The 16,179-nt window shown below is 71.2% G+C and carries 17 protein-coding genes; 11 read left to right on the forward strand and 6 right to left on the reverse strand.

The window, feature by feature from the left end; genetic code table 11:
* Positions 1 to 82 precede the first annotated feature (82 nt).
* The 3 genes from MED15_RS22625 to MED15_RS22635 all read left to right on the forward strand — a co-directional run bounded on the left by MED15_RS22625 (position 83) and on the right by MED15_RS22635 (position 2,927).
* On the forward strand, positions 83 to 301 hold the full coding sequence (locus tag MED15_RS22625; protein ID WP_007456912.1) for a DUF3039 domain-containing protein: 219 nt from the start codon (positions 83 to 85) through the stop codon (positions 299 to 301).
* A 40-nt stretch (positions 302 to 341) separates the two neighbouring features.
* Complete coding sequence (locus MED15_RS22630; RefSeq protein ID WP_091400592.1) at positions 342 to 1,004, forward strand: trimeric intracellular cation channel family protein; 663 nt, start codon at positions 342 to 344, stop codon at positions 1,002 to 1,004.
* A gap of 189 nt (positions 1,005 to 1,193) precedes the next feature.
* The gene (locus tag MED15_RS22635; protein ID WP_112586740.1) at positions 1,194 to 2,927 is read left to right on the forward strand and encodes a DEAD/DEAH box helicase; all 1,734 of its coding nucleotides are present in this window, start codon (positions 1,194 to 1,196) and stop codon (positions 2,925 to 2,927) included.
* A 559-nt stretch (positions 2,928 to 3,486) separates the two neighbouring features.
* Here the strand turns inward: MED15_RS22635 and MED15_RS22640 are convergent.
* Positions 3,487 to 3,720 carry a DUF7455 domain-containing protein gene (locus tag MED15_RS22640; RefSeq protein ID WP_030337431.1) on the reverse strand — a complete coding sequence of 78 codons (234 nt, stop codon included), beginning with the start codon at positions 3,718 to 3,720 and terminating at the stop codon, positions 3,487 to 3,489.
* A 245-nt stretch (positions 3,721 to 3,965) separates the two neighbouring features.
* Positions 3,966 to 5,570 carry an RNA polymerase sigma factor gene (locus MED15_RS22645; RefSeq protein WP_112586742.1) on the reverse strand — a complete coding sequence of 535 codons (1,605 nt, stop codon included), beginning with the start codon at positions 5,568 to 5,570 and terminating at the stop codon, positions 3,966 to 3,968.
* 667 nt (positions 5,571 to 6,237) lie between these two features.
* Here MED15_RS22645 and MED15_RS22650 point away from each other — a divergent pair.
* On the forward strand, positions 6,238 to 7,056 hold the full coding sequence (locus MED15_RS22650) for an inositol monophosphatase family protein (RefSeq protein ID WP_112586744.1): 819 nt from the start codon (positions 6,238 to 6,240) through the stop codon (positions 7,054 to 7,056).
* Between the two features lie 134 nt (positions 7,057 to 7,190).
* Here MED15_RS22650 and MED15_RS22655 read toward each other — a convergent pair whose 3' ends face one another.
* Entirely contained in the window at positions 7,191 to 7,703 is a 513-nt protein-coding gene (locus tag MED15_RS22655) for a LytR C-terminal domain-containing protein (RefSeq protein ID WP_181518699.1), read from the reverse strand.
* A gap of 432 nt (positions 7,704 to 8,135) precedes the next feature.
* Between MED15_RS22655 and MED15_RS22660 the strand changes: the two genes are divergently transcribed.
* Together MED15_RS22660 and MED15_RS22665 are read left to right on the forward strand one after the other, a co-directional pair.
* Positions 8,136 to 8,432: a DUF4193 domain-containing protein gene (locus MED15_RS22660; RefSeq protein WP_007075406.1), complete on the forward strand. Its 297-nt coding sequence runs from the start codon at positions 8,136 to 8,138 to the stop codon at positions 8,430 to 8,432.
* Positions 8,433 to 8,551: 119 nt separating this feature from the next.
* A complete protein-coding gene (locus MED15_RS22665) occupies positions 8,552 to 9,376 on the forward strand; it encodes a hypothetical protein (RefSeq protein ID WP_112736873.1) in 825 nt (274 codons plus the stop codon).
* A gap of 48 nt (positions 9,377 to 9,424) precedes the next feature.
* Here MED15_RS22665 and MED15_RS22670 read toward each other — a convergent pair whose 3' ends face one another.
* On the reverse strand, positions 9,425 to 9,958 hold the full coding sequence (locus MED15_RS22670; RefSeq protein WP_373861088.1) for a DUF3093 domain-containing protein: 534 nt from the start codon (positions 9,956 to 9,958) through the stop codon (positions 9,425 to 9,427).
* An 84-nt stretch (positions 9,959 to 10,042) separates the two neighbouring features.
* Between MED15_RS22670 and dut the strand changes: the two genes are divergently transcribed.
* The 4 genes from dut (at position 10,043) to MED15_RS22690 (ending at position 12,471) form a co-directional block, all read left to right on the forward strand.
* Positions 10,043 to 10,579 carry a dUTP diphosphatase gene (dut, locus tag MED15_RS22675; protein ID WP_091400603.1) on the forward strand — a complete coding sequence of 179 codons (537 nt, stop codon included), beginning with the start codon at positions 10,043 to 10,045 and terminating at the stop codon, positions 10,577 to 10,579.
* A 25-nt stretch (positions 10,580 to 10,604) separates the two neighbouring features.
* Positions 10,605 to 11,267, forward strand: a complete 663-nt coding sequence (locus tag MED15_RS22680; protein WP_091400606.1) for a DUF3710 domain-containing protein — start codon at positions 10,605 to 10,607, stop codon at positions 11,265 to 11,267.
* A 114-nt stretch (positions 11,268 to 11,381) separates the two neighbouring features.
* On the forward strand, positions 11,382 to 11,762 hold the full coding sequence (locus MED15_RS22685; RefSeq protein ID WP_091400608.1) for an OB-fold nucleic acid binding domain-containing protein: 381 nt from the start codon (positions 11,382 to 11,384) through the stop codon (positions 11,760 to 11,762).
* A gap of 25 nt (positions 11,763 to 11,787) precedes the next feature.
* Positions 11,788 to 12,471 (forward strand): DUF3159 domain-containing protein, encoded by a 684-nt coding sequence (locus MED15_RS22690; RefSeq protein ID WP_112586752.1) that lies wholly within the window; start codon positions 11,788 to 11,790, stop codon positions 12,469 to 12,471.
* 44 nt (positions 12,472 to 12,515) lie between these two features.
* Here the strand turns inward: MED15_RS22690 and MED15_RS22695 are convergent, their stop codons facing one another.
* Positions 12,516 to 13,205 carry a potassium channel family protein gene (locus tag MED15_RS22695; protein WP_112586754.1) on the reverse strand — a complete coding sequence of 230 codons (690 nt, stop codon included), beginning with the start codon at positions 13,203 to 13,205 and terminating at the stop codon, positions 12,516 to 12,518.
* Positions 13,206 to 13,208: 3 nt separating this feature from the next.
* Positions 13,209 to 13,874, reverse strand: a complete 666-nt coding sequence (locus MED15_RS22700; RefSeq protein WP_112586756.1) for a potassium channel family protein — start codon at positions 13,872 to 13,874, stop codon at positions 13,209 to 13,211.
* Positions 13,875 to 14,037: 163 nt separating this feature from the next.
* Between MED15_RS22700 and MED15_RS22705 the strand changes: the two genes are divergently transcribed.
* Complete coding sequence (locus MED15_RS22705) at positions 14,038 to 16,122, forward strand: APC family permease (protein ID WP_112737001.1); 2,085 nt, start codon at positions 14,038 to 14,040, stop codon at positions 16,120 to 16,122.
* Positions 16,123 to 16,179: the final 57 nt, after the last annotated feature.

Consider the following 16,179-nt stretch of genomic DNA (forward strand, 5'->3'; position numbering starts at 1 on the left):
ACCGTACGGGGTGGGGCCCCGACCGGCCTCAAGTGGACCCGGCCATGATGACCTGCCAAACTTGTCGGTTGGAGGTGCAGACGTGAGCACAGAGGTTCTCGAGCGTCCGGAGCTGAAGGACGCCGATACCGGTCCCGAGATGTTCCACTACGTCCGCAAGGAGAAGATCGCCGAGAGCGCCGTCATGGGCACTTTCGTCGTCGCTCTCTGCGGCGAGACCTTCCCGGTCACCAAGGCGGCCAAGCCGGGTTCGCCGGTCTGCCCCAAGTGCAAGGAGATCTACGACTCGTACCGTGAGTGAACCTCGGCCGGTGCTCCGGCCGGCGACGTAGCCTGCGGCGGTGACCACCTCCACCGCCCTGCTCCTCGCCGACCTGACCGGGGTGGCGGTGTTCGCCGCGTCCGGGGCCTCGGCGGCGGTGGCCAAGCGACTGGACCTGTTCGGTGTCGCTTTCGTCGGCTTCGTGGCCGCCCTCGGCGGTGGGATCTTCCGGGACCTGGTCATCGACGAGGTGCCGCCGCTGGCCTTCGCCGACTGGCGGTACGCGGCCACCGCCGCGATCACCGCGCTCGCCGTCTTCTGGCTGCACCCGCAACTGGTCCGACTGCGCACCACAGTGCTGGTGTTGGACGCGGCCGGTCTGGCGCTGTTCACCGTCACCGGCACGCTCAAGGCGCTCGACGCCCGGGTGCCGGCCGTCGGGGCCTGCCTGATCGGCATGCTCACCGCGATCGGCGGCGGGCTGGGCCGCGACCTGCTCACCGCCGAGATCCCCGTCGTGCTGCGCCGGGAGATCTACGCGCTGGCGGCACTGGCCGGTTCGGTCCTGGTGGTGCTGCTGTACGTCACCGGGCAGACCGGGCCCGCGCCGCTCACCGCCGCCGCCGTCCTGGTCTTCGGGCTACGCCTGATCGCGCTGCGTCGACGCTGGTCGGCGCCGGTGGCCACGCTGCGCCCGCCGCGCGCCGACGGGGCGGATCCACGCACCGACCGGGAGTGGTGAGACGTCGGGCCGCTGTTCGAATGGGTGCGGGATTGTGACCAGCGTGGCGTCGCCTGGGCCCGACGGCCCGTGCTGGTTATGCTGAGTCGGCCTTCGCGGCAGCTTCTGCGCGGAGGCGTTTTCATGGGCGGCGGATCCTCGTGGCCCTCGCCCGGGGTCCGCCATCGTGCGGTCGGAGAGGAGCTTCGCGTGGCAGCCCGGACGCCGGTGCTCGAGACGTTCCCGGCGCTACGCGCCTGGCAGCGCAAGGCGCTGGTGGAGTACCTGCGTCGCCGTAGCGAGGACTTCACCGCGGTCGCCACGCCCGGCGCCGGCAAGACCACCTTCGCCCTGCGGATCGCGGCCGAGTTGCTCGGTGACGGCACCGTGGAGGCGGTCACCGTGGTCGCCCCGACCGAACACCTGAAGAACCAGTGGGCCGACGCGGCGGCCCGGGTGGGCATCCAACTCGACGCCGCCTTCCGCAACGCCGACCTGCACTCCTCGGCCGACTTCCACGGCGCGGTGGTCACCTACGCGCAGGTGGGGATGGCCCCGCAGGTGCACCGGCGACGCACCATGACCCGACGCACCCTGGTCATCCTCGACGAGATCCACCACGCCGGCGACTCCCGGTCCTGGGGCGACGGGGTGAAGAACGCCTTCGAACCCGCCGTACGCCGGCTGATGCTCACCGGTACACCGTTCCGCTCCGACGACAACCCGATCCCGTTCGTCAGCTACGAGCGGGGCGGAGACGGGCTGCTGCGCTCCCGCGCCGACTCGGTGTACGGCTACTCCGACGCGCTGCGCGACGGCGTGGTCCGGCCGGTGCTCTTCCTGGCGTACTCCGGGGAGACTCGCTGGCGTACCAACGCGGGGGAGGAATTGGCGGCCCGGCTGGGCGAGCCGATGACCCAGGACCTGGTCGCCCAGGCGTGGCGTACCGCCCTGGACCCGGCCGGCGACTGGATGCCACAGGTGCTGCGGGCAGCCGACGCCCGACTCACCGTGCTGCGCAACGCGGGCATGGCCGACGCCGGTGGCCTGATCATCGCCACTGACCAGCAGACCGCCCGCTCGTACGCCAAGCTGATCGAGCAGGTGACCGGCGAGAAGGCCGCCGTGGTGCTCTCCGACGACCAGGGCGCGTCTGCCCGGATCGCGACGTTCGCGGCGTCCGACCAGCGGTGGCTGGTCGCGGTGCGGATGGTGTCCGAGGGGGTCGACATCCCGCGACTGGCGGTCGGGGTCTACGCCACCAGCGCCAGCACGCCGCTCTACTTCGCCCAGGCGATCGGCCGGTTCGTGCGGGCCCGCCGGCCCGGGGAGACCGCGTCGGTGTTCCTGCCCAGCGTGCCGCACCTGCTCGGGTTGGCCAGCGAGATGGAGACCGAGCGCGACCACGTACTCGGTAAACCCAAGGAAGCCGACGGTTTCGACGACGACCTGTTGGAACGCGCGCAGCGCGACGACCAGGCCAGCGGGGAGTTGGAGAAGCGGTTCGCGGCGCTCTCGGCCACCGCAGAGCTGGACCAGGTGATCTTCGACGGCGCGTCCTTCGGCACCGCGGCCCAGGCCGGCACCCCCGAGGAAGAGGAATACCTCGGCCTGCCCGGTCTGCTCACCGCCGACCAGGTTTCGCTGCTGCTGACCAAGCGGCAGGCCGCACAGCTCGCCGCCCAACGCCGCCGTACGGCCGACGGGGCCGCTCAGCCGGCCGCTGCGCCCACGGCAGCGCCACCCGCACCCATGAGCGCCGCCCAGCGTCGCGTGGCGCTCCGGCGCCAACTGAACGCTCTGGTGGCCGCCCGACACCACCGCACCGGTCAGCCGCACGGCAAGATTCATGCCGAGCTGCGTCGGCTGTGCGGCGGGCCGCCGAGCGCCCAGGCCACCATCGAGCAGCTTGAGGAACGCATCGCCACCGTGCAGACCCTCTAGACCTGCCCGGCCACGCCGTGTCGCGTGATCCACTCGGCTTCCTTGAAGACGCGGTGTTCGAGCGAGGTGGAAAGCGCGACTTCCATGAACCCGAGTGGATCAACGGGCGCCTTGGCGGTACTGCGGCTTGCCTGCCCGGAACGGTTATGGCTGCCCCTATGCGGGCGTCCCGAACTCAAGATCACGCACCATCCTGGGTGTAGTGGTGTCGGTGCGTCGGTGAGGCCACCACATCCTGGTTCGAGCGTGACCTTGGGGGTCGGTGACGCCCAGACCTCGCTCCCGACCTGTCGGGGGCGGTATCCGTCGCCAAGATCCGCGCGGGATCAGGGAAGTTGCTGTCTCCGGCGTGACGCAGGCAGCAACATCCGGGAAGTTGCTCGGATCCTGGCGCGGGGCGCGGGGCGCGGGGCGCGGGGCGCGTGGCGCGTGGCGCGGGGCGCGTGGCGCGTGGCGCGGGGCGCGGGGCGCGGGGCGCGTGGCGCGGGGCGTTCGGACAGAAAAAGCTGACCGGAGGCACCCTCGGGGTGCCTCCGGTCAGCTATGTCGGTTTGCGGATTTAGTTCGCCATCAGATCGGCGCCACGCCAGCTGAAATCGGGCTCCGTTGCGAACCGCTCGGTGATCTTCACGAGATCCTCCGCGTACTTGTTCGCGTGGTGCCCGCAGAACACCAGCTCGCTCCCACCCGCCAGAGTGATCCGGAGCTTCCCGGCAGCATTGCAGCGGTCGCACCGTTCATCGGCGGCTGGGGGCGCCACCGTCTCGGGCGGCGGCGTGAGGGTCGGGGTCATCGCCTTCCTCCTCTGGTCGTCACCGATGAACAATCTCTTCGGTCGTTGCTCACCTATCGTGCAACACCCTTACTAGGCACTGCCTTCCCTGTGTGCCCGCGGGGGACCGAGGTCACACCTGGAAGGGACAGTGTGCCGTGCACCCAGGGTGCCACGTCAACGATCACATTCGTGCATCCGGACGATCACCATCTGGTGTTGCACACCAGGTGGTCAAAACGACACGTTCGGTTGACGAAACCCGCTCAGTCCAGGTAATCCCGGAGGACCTGCGACCGGGACGGGTGACGCAGCTTGGACATCGTCTTGGACTCGATCTGCCGGATCCGCTCCCGGGTCACCCCGTAGACCTGGCCGATCTCGTCGAGCGTCCGAGGTTGGCCGTCGGTCAGGCCGAAGCGCAGGCGTACCACACCCGCCTCACGCTCGGAGAGAGTCTGCAGCACCTGCTGGAGCTGGTCCTGCAGGAGCGAGAACGAGACCGCGTCGACCGCGACCACGGCCTCGGAGTCCTCGATGAAGTCGCCGAGCTGGCTGTCGCCCTCGTCGCCGATGGTCTGGTCCAGTGAGATGGGCTCCCGAGCGTACTGCTGGATCTCCAGCACCTTCTCGGGTGTGATGTCCATCTCCTTGGCCAGCTCCTCCGGAGTGGGCTCGCGGCCCAGGTCCTGGAGCAGCTCACGCTGTATGCGGCCGAGCTTGTTGATGACCTCGACCATGTGCACGGGGATGCGGATGGTGCGGGCCTGGTCGGCCATGGCGCGGGTGATGGCCTGTCGGATCCACCAGGTGGCGTACGTGGAGAACTTGTAGCCCTTGGTGTAGTCGAACTTCTCCACGGCCCGGATCAGACCGAGGTTGCCCTCCTGGATCAGGTCGAGGAAGGCCATGCCGCGGCCCGTGTAGCGCTTGGCCAGCGACACCACCAGTCGGAGGTTCGCCTCCAGGAGGTGGTTCTTGGCCCGCTCGCCGTCGCGGGAGATCCAGCCCAGGTCACGGACCATCTCCCGGACGAGCTTCTCCTCGCCCTCGTCGGCAGCCCGCAGCCGCTCGGCGGCGTAGAGCCCGGCCTCGATCCGCTTGGCCAGCTCCACCTCCTGCTCGGCGTTGAGCAGCGGAACCTTGCCGATCTGCTTCAGGTACGCCCGGACGGAGTCGGCGGAGGCGGTCAGCTCGGCGTCGCGTCGCGCCTGCTTGAGGGCCTCGGACTCCTCGTCGTCCCACTCGAAGTCGTTGTCGGTCGCCGAGGCGGCGGCGTCGGTCTCGGCGGCCTGGGCCAGCTCGGCCGGCTCCTCGACCACCACGTCCTCGATCGCGGCGGCCAGCTCCTCCGGGTCGATCTCGCCCTCAGCGCCCTCGCCCTTGGCCTTGCCGCCAGCCTTGGTCGGCTTGGCTCCGGCAGCCGCAGCCACCGTCGCCTTGGTGGCTCGGGTCGACCGGGTCGCCTTCGCCGCCGTCGCGGTGGCGGCCTCGGCGCCGGTCGCCTTGCGAGCGGCCACCTTGCGCGGGGCTGACGTCGCCGGGGCGTCGTCGCCGGCGGGCGCCTGCTTCGGGGCCGGCGCGGCGGCCTTCTTGGTGGTCTTGGCGGTGGTGGCCCGGGACGCCGGCGTGGTCGAGCGGGCCGCGGCGACGCGGCGACGGGTGCTCGCCGAGCCGTCCACCACGACGGTCACTCCCGCCTCGGAGAGCGCCCGCAGGATCTTCTTGGCCTGGGCCGGAGTCACCTCGGCGGACTCGACGGTGCGCGCGAGCTGAGCCGACGTGAGCTGACCACCGGCGCTCTGCGCGTGGGCGATCAGGGTGTCGGTGAGCGAGCGAACGTCGGCGCCGGGCTGGCGGGGTTCTGTCACGAATGACCTTCCGGAGGCGAAGAGCGGGCACGGCGGGTTCGTCCAGCGCAGCGAGGGTTACCGTGCCGGGCGATGTGGTTGAGGGACCCTCGTGTCACGGTCCGGCCGGTGGTCGGCGGTCCGTGCCGCGTGGGCAGGGGTGAATTGTAACGCCGTCTGCGGCGATCATCCTGCTCCGCACCGCGTACCGCCGGTGGGGACCGTCGGTGGGGTGGAGATATGGGCTTCGCGGTAATGATAGCCGCGCGGCTGGCGAAGGGCTTCCGTCGTCGGGCCCGGTGGCGCGCAGATCGTGTCCGAACTGCCGTTTGAGCAGGCAGTACGAGGTCAACGTGGCGGTTGCGAGGGTGCGCGGGTGGCTCACCGAGGTCGCTGTTGGTCCGGCCGGTGGCGTCCCCACCAGGTCGCGGTTGGGCAACGGTTGTGAGCCGAGCATGGACGGGGCGGTAAGCACTTAAGCGACATTACCAACCGAAAGGGGCGTATTGGTGGAGGTCGGCTGCTCAAGCCGCGAGGGCGGTGCGGGTGCGCCCACCTCCCAGCGGATCCCAGGTGCCAAAGATCCTGGTCTGGTGCCGTCGTGCGGCGTCGGGAACGATGATCTTCGGAAGCCGGGTCGGTAGTTTCACCCACCCACATGCACCCGGAGTGCGGAAAGAGGCGAATCATGACCAACTCGGCCACGACACCGTCGGAGCTGCTGACCATCGCGGTGGAGGTGGCTCGGGACGCGGCGGACACCGCGTACCGGATGCGCGCCGAGGGGGTCGTCGTCGCCGCCACCAAGAGCACCGTCACCGACGTGGTCACCGCCGCCGACCGGGCGGTGGAGCGGCAGATCCTCGACGCGTTGGCCGCGCGGCGTCCGGACGACTCCGTGCTGGGCGAGGAGTACGGCGAGGGAGCTTCCGGCGCGACGCGCAGCGGTGTGCGCTGGATCGTCGACCCGATCGATGGCACTGTGAACTACCTGTACGGGCTGCCGCACTCCGCGGTCTCGCTGGCCGCCGAGGTGGACGGGGTGGTGGTTGCCGGCGTGGTGCGCAACGTGAGCACCGGCGAGGAATGGACCGCCACGGCCGGCGGTGGGGCCTGGCGCGACGGTGTCCGGCTGCGTTGCTCCGGCGAGGTCGATCTGGGGCAGGCGCTGGTCGGCACCGGCTTCGGCTACGACGCCGGCCGTCGGGCGCACCAGGCGCAGGTGGTGGCCGGGCTGATCGCACACGTACGGGACATCCGCCGGCTCGGCGCCGCGGCGCTGGACCTCTGCCTGGTCGCCGAGGGGCGGCTCGACGCGTACTTCGAGAAGGGCCTTGCGGCCTGGGACCTGGCGGCTGGCGGGCTGGTGGCCGCCGAGGCGGGGGTTCGGGTCGCCGGCCTGGCCGGTCGGCCGCCAGGGCCGGATCTGGTGGTCGCGGCCCCGCCCGCGCTCTTCGCGCCGCTGCACGACCGGTTGGCCGCGCTGGACGCCGCCGGCGGTCCCTGACCGGCGGACCAGGTCCGCCGGCTTTGAGCGGCCGGCTCCGGTCTTAGAAGCGGCCGGCTGTGGTCGGCGGGCCAGGTCGGTGCCGGCCGCCGACGCCGGCCGCCGACCTGGACAGCGGCGGACCGGTTACGCCGTCACTTGGCGGGTGGGGACGGGCAGGAGCCCTTGGGAGCCTCCGGCGGACCCGAGTCGCCGAGCGACTGGTTGACCTCGGTCGTGGTGGCGAGCTGCTGGAAGCGGTTGCCCAGCACCACGTCCACGGTGTCGTCGGTGCGTTTCGGGTCGTAGCCCGGCACGGCGTTGTTGAGGAAGTACGCCTGGAGCAGGTGCGCGGAACCGACGCCCTTCGGGCCGTACCGCAGCACCGCGACGCTGTCGACCTTCTTCTCGTTCCCGGTCTTCTTGACCTGGAACTGTCGATTGCTGAACTCGTCGGCGACGGTGTGGGCGAGACCGGGCTGATCCGTGGCGTTGAAAACGTTGATCTTGACGTCTTTGCGCTCGCGCAGGGTCAGATCCGCCAGCGGCCAGCCCTCGGGGCAGCCCGCCGCGGTGCCCACGTTGCCCTGGCTGTCGCGGACCACGGCCACGACGACGAAGACCAGGGCGATGATCGCCAGCAGGCCGACGACGACGAGTGCTCGCACGCGCGCAAAACTCATCAGGGCACTCCCCGGACCTCAGTGGGTGGTGGCGGCCGGGAACGATCGCTCAGGCCGCCGGCCGTCGAATACGCCGCTGAGGTTAACGGTTGTCCGGCCGTCGCGTGGAAACAGCCCGACATGCCGGCGCGCCGACCGCGAACCGGGTACTACTACCCCTATCTTCGTGTCGCCTGAATCACATTGGGAACAACTTCGCGTGCGGGGGCGTACATCTCAGCCGCAAGGGCGGTATACATGCCTCGCCCAAGGGGGGGTAAGGTTCCGCGCTCGCAGGGGAGTCGCCCCGGCGAGCTCGACCCGTTCGGTCCTCGGGTCGGGTGCCCGACACAAGTGGTGGCCGGCCAGCGGAACCGAAACAGCGTCGTCCGGCGTTACAACCGGAAGCGACAACATCGATATGGGAGAGTGAAACCGATGGCCACCGACTACGACGCCCCGCGTCGCGACGAGGTCGACCTCGGCGAGGACAGCCTGGAAGAGCTCAAGGCACGGCGCGTCGACTCACAGTCGGGCGCGGTGGACGTCGACGAGGCCGAGGTGGCCGAGAGCTTTGAGCTGCCCGGTGCCGATCTGGCCGACGAGGAGCTCACGGTCAAGGTGCTTCCGATGCAGCAGGACGAGTTCCGGTGCGCCCGCTGCTTCCTGGTCCACCACCGTAGCCAGCTGGCAGTCGAGCGTAACGGCGAGCTGATCTGCCGCGAGTGCGTCTGACAACCACAACAACACCGGCGGCGGCCTCCTGAACGGGGTCGCCGCTGCCGGTGTAGGCATGCGGCAGCGGTGGGTACCTGCTTGACTCGTAGCGGGTAGCCACAGCACCGGGAGGTCCGATGAGCGATCGAGGCGGCACCACCGATGGCGGCACGGACGGCCTCGGTGCCACCCGTGGCGCGGAAGACCTCGGTGCCACCGTCGCGGCGTTGACCGCGGACGACATCGCGCCGGCCCGACGCCGCCAACTGCTGACCCGGATGGTCGGGCAGGCCCGTGCGCGGGGCATCTCCGACCTGTTCAAGCCGCGCGCCGCCGTGCGGTGGATGGTCGACACCGTCGCCGAGATCGCCCCGCACGTGCCGGTACGGGACCTGGACACGCTGCGCCAGCACTTCCCCGGCCTGGACGATGCCGCCCTGGCCGACCGGCTCATCCGCAACGCGTCGAGGACCACCGCCGCGATCGGCGCGGCCGGTGGGGGCGTCGCCGCCGTCGAGTGGGCGGTGGCCCCGACCCTGCTCTCCGCGCCGGTGCTGCTCGCCGCCGAGACCGTGGCCGTGGTGGCGGTGGAGCTGAAACTCGTCGGCGAGCTGCACGAGATCCACGGCGTGGCACTACCGGCCGCCGGAAGCCAACGGGCGGTCGCGCTGGTGCACTCCTGGGCCACTCAACGCGGCGTCAACCCGATGGTGCCCGGCGTGGGAGTGGGAGCGGTGCTCGGCACCGCCGCCCGCAAGGAGTTGCGGGACATGCTGCTGCGGCGTTTCGGTCGCAACCTCACCACGCTCGGGCCGTTCCTGACCGGCGCGGCGGTGGCCAGCTTCCTCAACCGCCGGGCCACCCAGCAGATGGCCGACCAACTCCAGGTCGACCTGCGTCGGCGGGGCATCGCCCGGCCCGCGCCACCGGCGGCCCTGCCGGGCCCGCCTACCGGCACCTGAGCGGCCTTCGGCGTCGGACCGGCACCTGAGCGGCCCTTCGGCGTCGGGTCAGCCCGGCTCGCCCGCCGTCGGGTGGGTAGCCGTCAGGGCGTCCCGCGCGGTCAGCACCGCCTCGGCCAGCTCGACCGGATGGCGGGTGCTCACCACCCAGAACGGGGTCGGATCCGCGGGATCGTCGAGGATCACCTGCACTGCGCCGCCGATCCACGGTCGCTGCACCACGAAGGCGAGCGGGTCCGCGCCGACGCCGAGCACCTCACGTCGGCCGGCCACGTCCAGCGGCACCACGTCGGCCACGAAACGGACCGGCAGGCGGGCATCGTCCACCCGCAGCTCGGCGTCGGCCACCCCGACCCGGATCCGGCCCAGCCACCACAGCCCCACGGCGGTGAGCGGCACCAGCACGGCGAACGGCAGCCAGGCGCGGACGCCGGAGGCGCCCATCCAGATCTCGACGGCCAGCAACGCGGCGGCCACCAGCCCGGCCAGCCACAGCCACCAGGGCAGATCCAGCCGCTCGGTGTACGCCGAGCGGGCGGCGACCGGCGGCTGATCGGCGGACGGGGAGGGCGACATGCTCACTCCTGCGAGGGTACGGCGCACGGCAGCTCGACGAACCGGCAGGATGGCAGGGTCACCCCGCGAACCGGACGGAAGAGGGGACCCGTGACCGACGTCGTACCCGTGCCCGTGCAGCTGCTCGACCCGGAGCTGCCGTTGCCCACGTACGCCCATCCCGGCGACGCCGGGGCCGACCTGGTGGCGGCCGCGGACGTGGAGCTGCCACCCGGCGGCCGTGCCCTGGTGCCCACCGGGGTGGCCATCGCGCTGCCGGAGGGGTACGTGGGCCTGGTCCATCCCCGGTCCGGTCTGGCGGCCAGGCTCGGCGTGACGGTGCTCAACGCGCCCGGTACGGTCGACGCCGGCTACCGGGGTGAGATCCTGGTCAACCTGATCAATCATGATCGGGATGTGCCGGCGAAGATCTCCCGCGGCGATCGGATTGCGCAGCTCGTGGTCCAGCAGGTCGCGCGGGCGCGGTTCGAGCCGGTGGTCGAGCTGCCCGCGTCCCGGCGCGGGACCGGTGGGCACGGGTCCACCGGTGGGCACGCCGGGCTGGTGCCGTCGCCGACGGGCCAGGACCGGGTCGAGCGGCGGCCGAGCGAGCCGGGCCGCGGGCAGACGGAAGAGGTGGCAGGGTGAGTGTGAACAGCGGAGGGCAGGCGCAGTGATCTTCTCCCGAAAGCGGGCCGATGCGGAGCGGCAGACCCGTGACGAGCGGGCCACCCAGGTCCCGGACCAGGGTGATGCGACGCCGACGCTGGAGCGCGGCCCGTACGACATCTCCGAGAGCTACGACGACGTGCAGCGACTCGACCTGGGCAGCCTGCACATCCCGGCGATCGCCGACGTCGAGGTGCGGGTGCAGGCCGACCCGCAGGGTGTGGTCCAGCAGGTGGTGCTGGTGCACGGCGACAACGCGCTCCAGTTGGGCGTCTTCGCCGCCCCCCGGTCCGAGGGGATCTGGGACGAGGTGCGCGAGGAGATCCGGCAGTCGCTGCTCCGCGACGGCGCGAGCGCGCAGGAGGTCGCCGGCGAGTACGGCCCGGAGCTGCACGCCCAGGTGAATACCCCGGACGGTCCGACGAACCTGCGGTTCGTGGGAATCGACGGGCCGCGCTGGATGGTCCGGGGCGTGTTCCAGGGTCCGGTGGCCACCGACCCGGCCATGGCCGGGCCGCTCGTCGAGTGCCTGGACGGCCTGGTGGTCGACCGTGGGCAGGAGGCGAAGCCGGTCCGCGAGCCACTGCCGCTGCGGCTGCCCCGGGAGATCGCCGACCAGGCCGAGGCCGAGGCGGGCGACGCCGCCGCCGCGCCGCGTCAGGTCTGACCGGCGCGCACCGGCCCGCCGGAACCGGCCCCGTCGGCGTACGCTGGCGGCACGGTTCCGGCGCCGCCGGGGCCAGCCGGGGACGGCGAGCGTGGAGAGGGTGACGCGGAGGTCATGATGACCGACGAGGGCCGGGTGTCGCTGCGGCGCATCCTGCAGAGGTTCACCGCCAGCGAGGCCGAGATCGACGCGCAGGAGCTGCGTCGGGAGAGCGCCGAGTGCGGCGGAATCCCCGCCCAGCAGTGCTCCCGGGGTCAGGTGGTCTCGGTCGCCGGTCGGCTGCGCACTGTGGTCTACACGCCGCGCACCAATCTGCCCACCCTTGAGGCCGACCTGTACGACGGCAGTGACGTGGTGACCCTGGTCTGGCTGGGTCGACGGCACATCGCCGGGATCGAGCCGGGCCGGCATCTGACCGCCCGTGGCCGGGTGGCGGTGCGGGACGACCGCAAGGTCATCTACAACCCCTACTACGAGCTGGACTCGCCCAAGTGACGGCACTGCGGACGGAAGGCCGGCGATGACGACGGGACAGGACCGGGCGGCACAGCCGGATACCGACCCTCAGGACGAGGAGCCGCTGCCGACGATCGCCGAGCAGATGGCCGACCAGCTCGGCGGCTGGCGGGGGCTGGTCGAGTCCAGCATCCCGGTCGTGGTGTTCGTCGTCGCCAACATCATCGGCGAGCTGCGGCCGGCGGTGATCGCGTCGATCGCGGTCGCCGTGCTGATCGCGGGGCTGCGGCTGGCCCAGCGTCGGCCGATCCGGCACGCCGTCAACGGGCTCTTCGGCGTCGGCGTCGGCGCGGCCATCGCGTGGCGCACCGGCGACGAGCGTGACTTCTACCTTCCCGGCATCCTCTACGGCATCGGCTACGGGGTCGCCCTGCTGATCTCGGCCGTGATCCGGCAGCCGCTGGTGGGCTGGATCTGGTCGGTGCTGGTGGCCAAGGGCCGTTCGGAGTGGCGGTCCGACCCGAAGCTGGTGCGCACCTTCACGCAGCTGACAGTGCTCTGGGGCGTGGTCTGGTTGGCCAAGGTGGGCGTGCAGGCCGGGCTCTACCTGGCCCACCAGGACACCGCCCTGGGTGTGGCCCGGTTGGCGCTGGGCTACCCGCCGTACGCGCTGCTGTTGCTGATCACGGTCTGGACGGTGCGCCGGGTCACCCGGGAGTCGTCGCCGGCCCCGCTGCCCAGCGCCTGAGCGAGGCCGGGCCACCCGGATCGCTCAGCGCGCCCCCGTCGGGGTCAGCGTGAGCTGCGGGTCCGTTCGACGCTGTCCGGCCCGAGGATCACCGCGCGGACCTCGTCCTCCACCTCGGCGGTGCAGACGAAGATCAGCTCGTCGCCGGCCTCGATCGGGTCGTCCGGGCTGGGCACCAGGACCCGCTTGCCGCGCAGGATCGCCACCAGGGCGGAGTCGCGGGGCAGCGGCACGGCGTGGATCGGCTGGCCGACGTAGGGCGCGGTCGGCGGCAGGGTGATCTCGACGAGGTTCGCCTCGCCCTGCCGGAAGGTCATCAGCCGGACCAGGTCGCCGACGGTGACCGCCTCCTCGACGAGCGCGGCCATCACCCGCGGCTTGCTCACCGCGACGTCCACGCCCCACTGGTCGGTGAACAGCCACTCGTTCTCGGCCCGGTTGACCCGGGCGACCACGCGGGGTACCGCGAACTCGGTCTTGGCCAACAGCGACAGCACCAGGTTGGTCTTGTCGTCGCCGGTCGCCGCGACCACCACGTCGCAGCCGGCGATGTTGGCCTCCTCCAGGCTGCTCAGCTCGCACGCGTCGGCCAGAACCCAGTCGGCGGCCGGCACCCGGTCCGGGCGCAGCATCTTGGGTTGGCGCTCGATCAGCATCACCTGGTGGCCGTTGTCGATCAACTCCTGGGCGATCGAGCGGCCCACGTTGCCCGCGCCCGCGATGGCGACCCGCATGGCTCAGTGCCCTCCTTCCGGCGGCGTCGCCGCCACCGACGTGACAGTCGCCACGATGTCATCGCTGACCAGCATGAACACCTGGTCGCCCTCCTGCATGACGGTGGACCCGGTGGGCAGCGTGCCGATGCCGAAGCGGATCAGGTAGGCCACCCGCGCCCCGGTCGCGTCCTCCAGCGTCCGCACCGGTCGGCCGATCCAGTCCTTGTGTACGGGCACCTCGACGATCGACACCGTGCTCGTGGGGTCGCGGAAGATCTCCACGTTGCCCTCCGGCACCAGGTGTCGCAGCATCCGGTCCGCCGTCCACCGCACCGTCGCCACGGTGGGGATGCCCAGCCGCTCGTAGACCTGTGCCCGGCGCTGGTCGTAGATGCGGGCGGCGACCCGGGAAACGCCGAACGTCTCGCGGGCCAGCCGGGCCGAGATGATGTTGGAGTTGTCGCCGCTCGACACCGCCGCGAAGGCGTCCGCGCGCTCGATGCCGGCCTGCCGGAGCACCTCGCCGTCGAAACCGGCCCCGGTCACCGTGATCCCGGCGAAGTCGGGGCCGAGCCGGCGGAAGGCGTCGGCGTCCTGGTCGATCACCGCCACCGAGTGCCCTCGGGACTCCAGGCTGTGGGCGAGGGTCGACCCGACCCGGCCACATCCCATGATCACGACGTGCACGCTGTCCCTCCCAAGGTGCGTACCACTCCCGCTGCCGGTGGCCTTCGAGTGCGAGCCTGCCACGTCCCGGTCGCGAGCGGGGACCGACCGTACCCCGCCGTCGCGAGCAGCGGTGATCGCCCACCCCCGCGCCCTCGCCGTGGTGGTCGTACTCTTGGCGTTCGTGGCCAGTCCCACCTCGCTGCTGAAGCGGCTTCTTCTCGGTCGACCGTTCCGGTCCGACCGGCTCCAGCACACCCTCCTGCCGAAGCGCATCGCGCTGCCCGTGTTCGCCTCCGACGCGCTGTCCAGCGTCGCGTACGCGCCCGACGAGATCCTGCTTACCCTCTCCATCGCCGGTGCGTCCGCGTACTTCTTCTCGCCGTGGATCGCGCTGGCCGTGGTCGTGGTCATGCTCACCGTGGTGGCGAGCTACCGGCAGAACGTGCACGCCTACCCGTCCGGTGGTGGTGACTACGAGGTGGCCACCGTCAACCTGGGGCCGAAGTTCGGCGTCGGGGTGGCCAGCGCGTTGCTGGTCGACTACGTGCTCACGGTGGCGGTGTCGGTCTCCTCCGGGGTGGCCAACCTGGGCTCCGTGGTGCCGTTCGTGGCCACCCACAAGGTTCTGATCGCGGTGAGCGCAGTGGTCCTGCTCACCGCGGTCAACCTGCGCGGGCTGCGCGAGTCGGGCACGGCGTTCGCCATCCCCACCTACGGCTTCGTGATCGTGATGCTCGGGATGCTGCTCACCGGGCTGTTCCGCGTCTTCGTGCTGGGCGACGAACTGCGCGCGCCGAGCGCCGACCTGGTGATCCAGGCCGAGCACAGCGTGACCGGTTTCGCGCTCGTCTTCCTGCTGCTGCGGACGTTCAGCTCGGGCGCCGCCGCGCTCACCGGCGTGGAGGCGATCTCCAACGGGGTGCCGGCGTTCAAGGCGCCGAAGAGCCGCAACGCCGCCACCACCCTGCTGCTGCTCGGCACCATCTCGGTGAGCATGCTGGTCGGGATCATCTGGCTGGCCCGGCTGACCCACCTCCAGTTCGTCGAGGATCCGAATCTCCAGATCGTCTCCGGCCCCGAGGGGTACGTGCAGAAGACGGTCACCACCCAGCTCGGGGAGACGGTCTTCGGCTCCGGGTCGATCCTGCTCTACGTGCTGGCCGGGGTGACCGCACTGATCCTGTTCCTGGCCGCGAACACCGCCTTCAACGGTTTCCCGGTGCTCGGCTCGATCCTGGCCCAGGACCGCTACCTGCCCCGCCAGTTCCACACCCGGGGCGACCGGCTGGCCTTCTCCAACGGCATCACCTTCCTCGCCCTCTTCGCGATCGTGCTGATCGTCGGCTTCCAGGCCGAGGTGACGAAGCTGATCCAGCTCTACATCGTCGGGGTCTTCGTCTCGTTCACCGTCTCCCAGGTCGGCATGATCCGGCACTGGAACCGGCACCTGCGCACCGAGCGGGACCCGGAGGCCCGTCGCCGGATGCACCGCTCCCGGGCGATCAACACGTTCGGCGCGGGCCTGACCGGTGCGGTGCTGGTGATCGTCCTGATCACCAAGTTCCTGCTCGGCGCCTGGATCGCCATCGCCGCGATGGCGGTGATCTACGTGCTGATGCTGGCCATCCGCCGGCACTACGACCGGATCGCCGTCGAGCTGACCCCGCCGGACGAGGGCCGGGCCGTGCTGCCCGCCCGCAACCACGCGATCGTGCTGGTCAGCAAGCTGCACCAGCCGACGCTGCGGGCCATCGCCTACGCCCGCGCCACCCGACCGGACACGCTCACCGCAGTGACAGTCAACGTGGACGAGAAGGACACCCGGGACCTGCAGGCCGACTGGGAGCGCCGGGAGATGGCGATCCCGCTCACCGTGATCGACTCGCCGTACCGGGAGATCACCCGCCCAATCCTGGACTTCGTCGCCTCCACCCGCCGCAAGTCGCCCCGAGACGTGGTCACCGTGTTCATCCCGGAGTACGTGGTCGGCCGTTGGTGGGAGAACCTGCTGCACAACCAGAGCGCCCTGCGCCTCAAGGGCCGGCTGCTCTTCGAACCGGGGGTGATGGTGGTCAGCGTGCCGTGGCAGCTCGCGTCAACAGCGAGCAAGAACCTGGACCGGCTGGACGCCACCCTGTCCCGGACACCGGCGCGGGGGCCACGCAGCGCCGTGCCACCACTGGTCACCACGCCGCCGGTGGCCGCCACGCCGCCCGGCGAGGGCGGGCCCGAGAACAGCGGAACGATGGGGAACAGTCGTGACTGAGCCGGGCGGTCCGCGGACCGCGACATCCAGGGCGCCGTCGGCGTCGGCCTCATCGGC

The sequence above is a fragment of the Micromonospora noduli genome (assembly GCF_003264475.1).
Classification (GTDB): Bacteria; Actinomycetota; Actinomycetes; order Mycobacteriales; family Micromonosporaceae; genus Micromonospora; species Micromonospora noduli.

Excerpts from the sequence above, each read along its gene's own strand:
- MED15_RS22640 (WP_030337431.1), bottom strand. The coding sequence starts at position 3,720 with ATGACCCCGACCCTCACGCCGCCGCCCGAGACGGTGGCGCCCCCAGCC.
- MED15_RS22650 (WP_112586744.1), top strand. The coding sequence starts at position 6,238 with ATGACCAACTCGGCCACGACACCGTCGGAGCTGCTGACCATCGCGGTG.
- MED15_RS22665 (WP_112736873.1), top strand. The coding sequence starts at position 8,552 with ATGAGCGATCGAGGCGGCACCACCGATGGCGGCACGGACGGCCTCGGT.
- MED15_RS22690 (WP_112586752.1), top strand. The coding sequence starts at position 11,788 with ATGACGACGGGACAGGACCGGGCGGCACAGCCGGATACCGACCCTCAG.
- MED15_RS22695 (WP_112586754.1), bottom strand. The coding sequence starts at position 13,205 with ATGCGGGTCGCCATCGCGGGCGCGGGCAACGTGGGCCGCTCGATCGCC.
- MED15_RS22685 (WP_091400608.1), top strand. The coding sequence starts at position 11,382 with ATGATGACCGACGAGGGCCGGGTGTCGCTGCGGCGCATCCTGCAGAGG.
- MED15_RS22660 (WP_007075406.1), top strand. The coding sequence starts at position 8,136 with ATGGCCACCGACTACGACGCCCCGCGTCGCGACGAGGTCGACCTCGGC.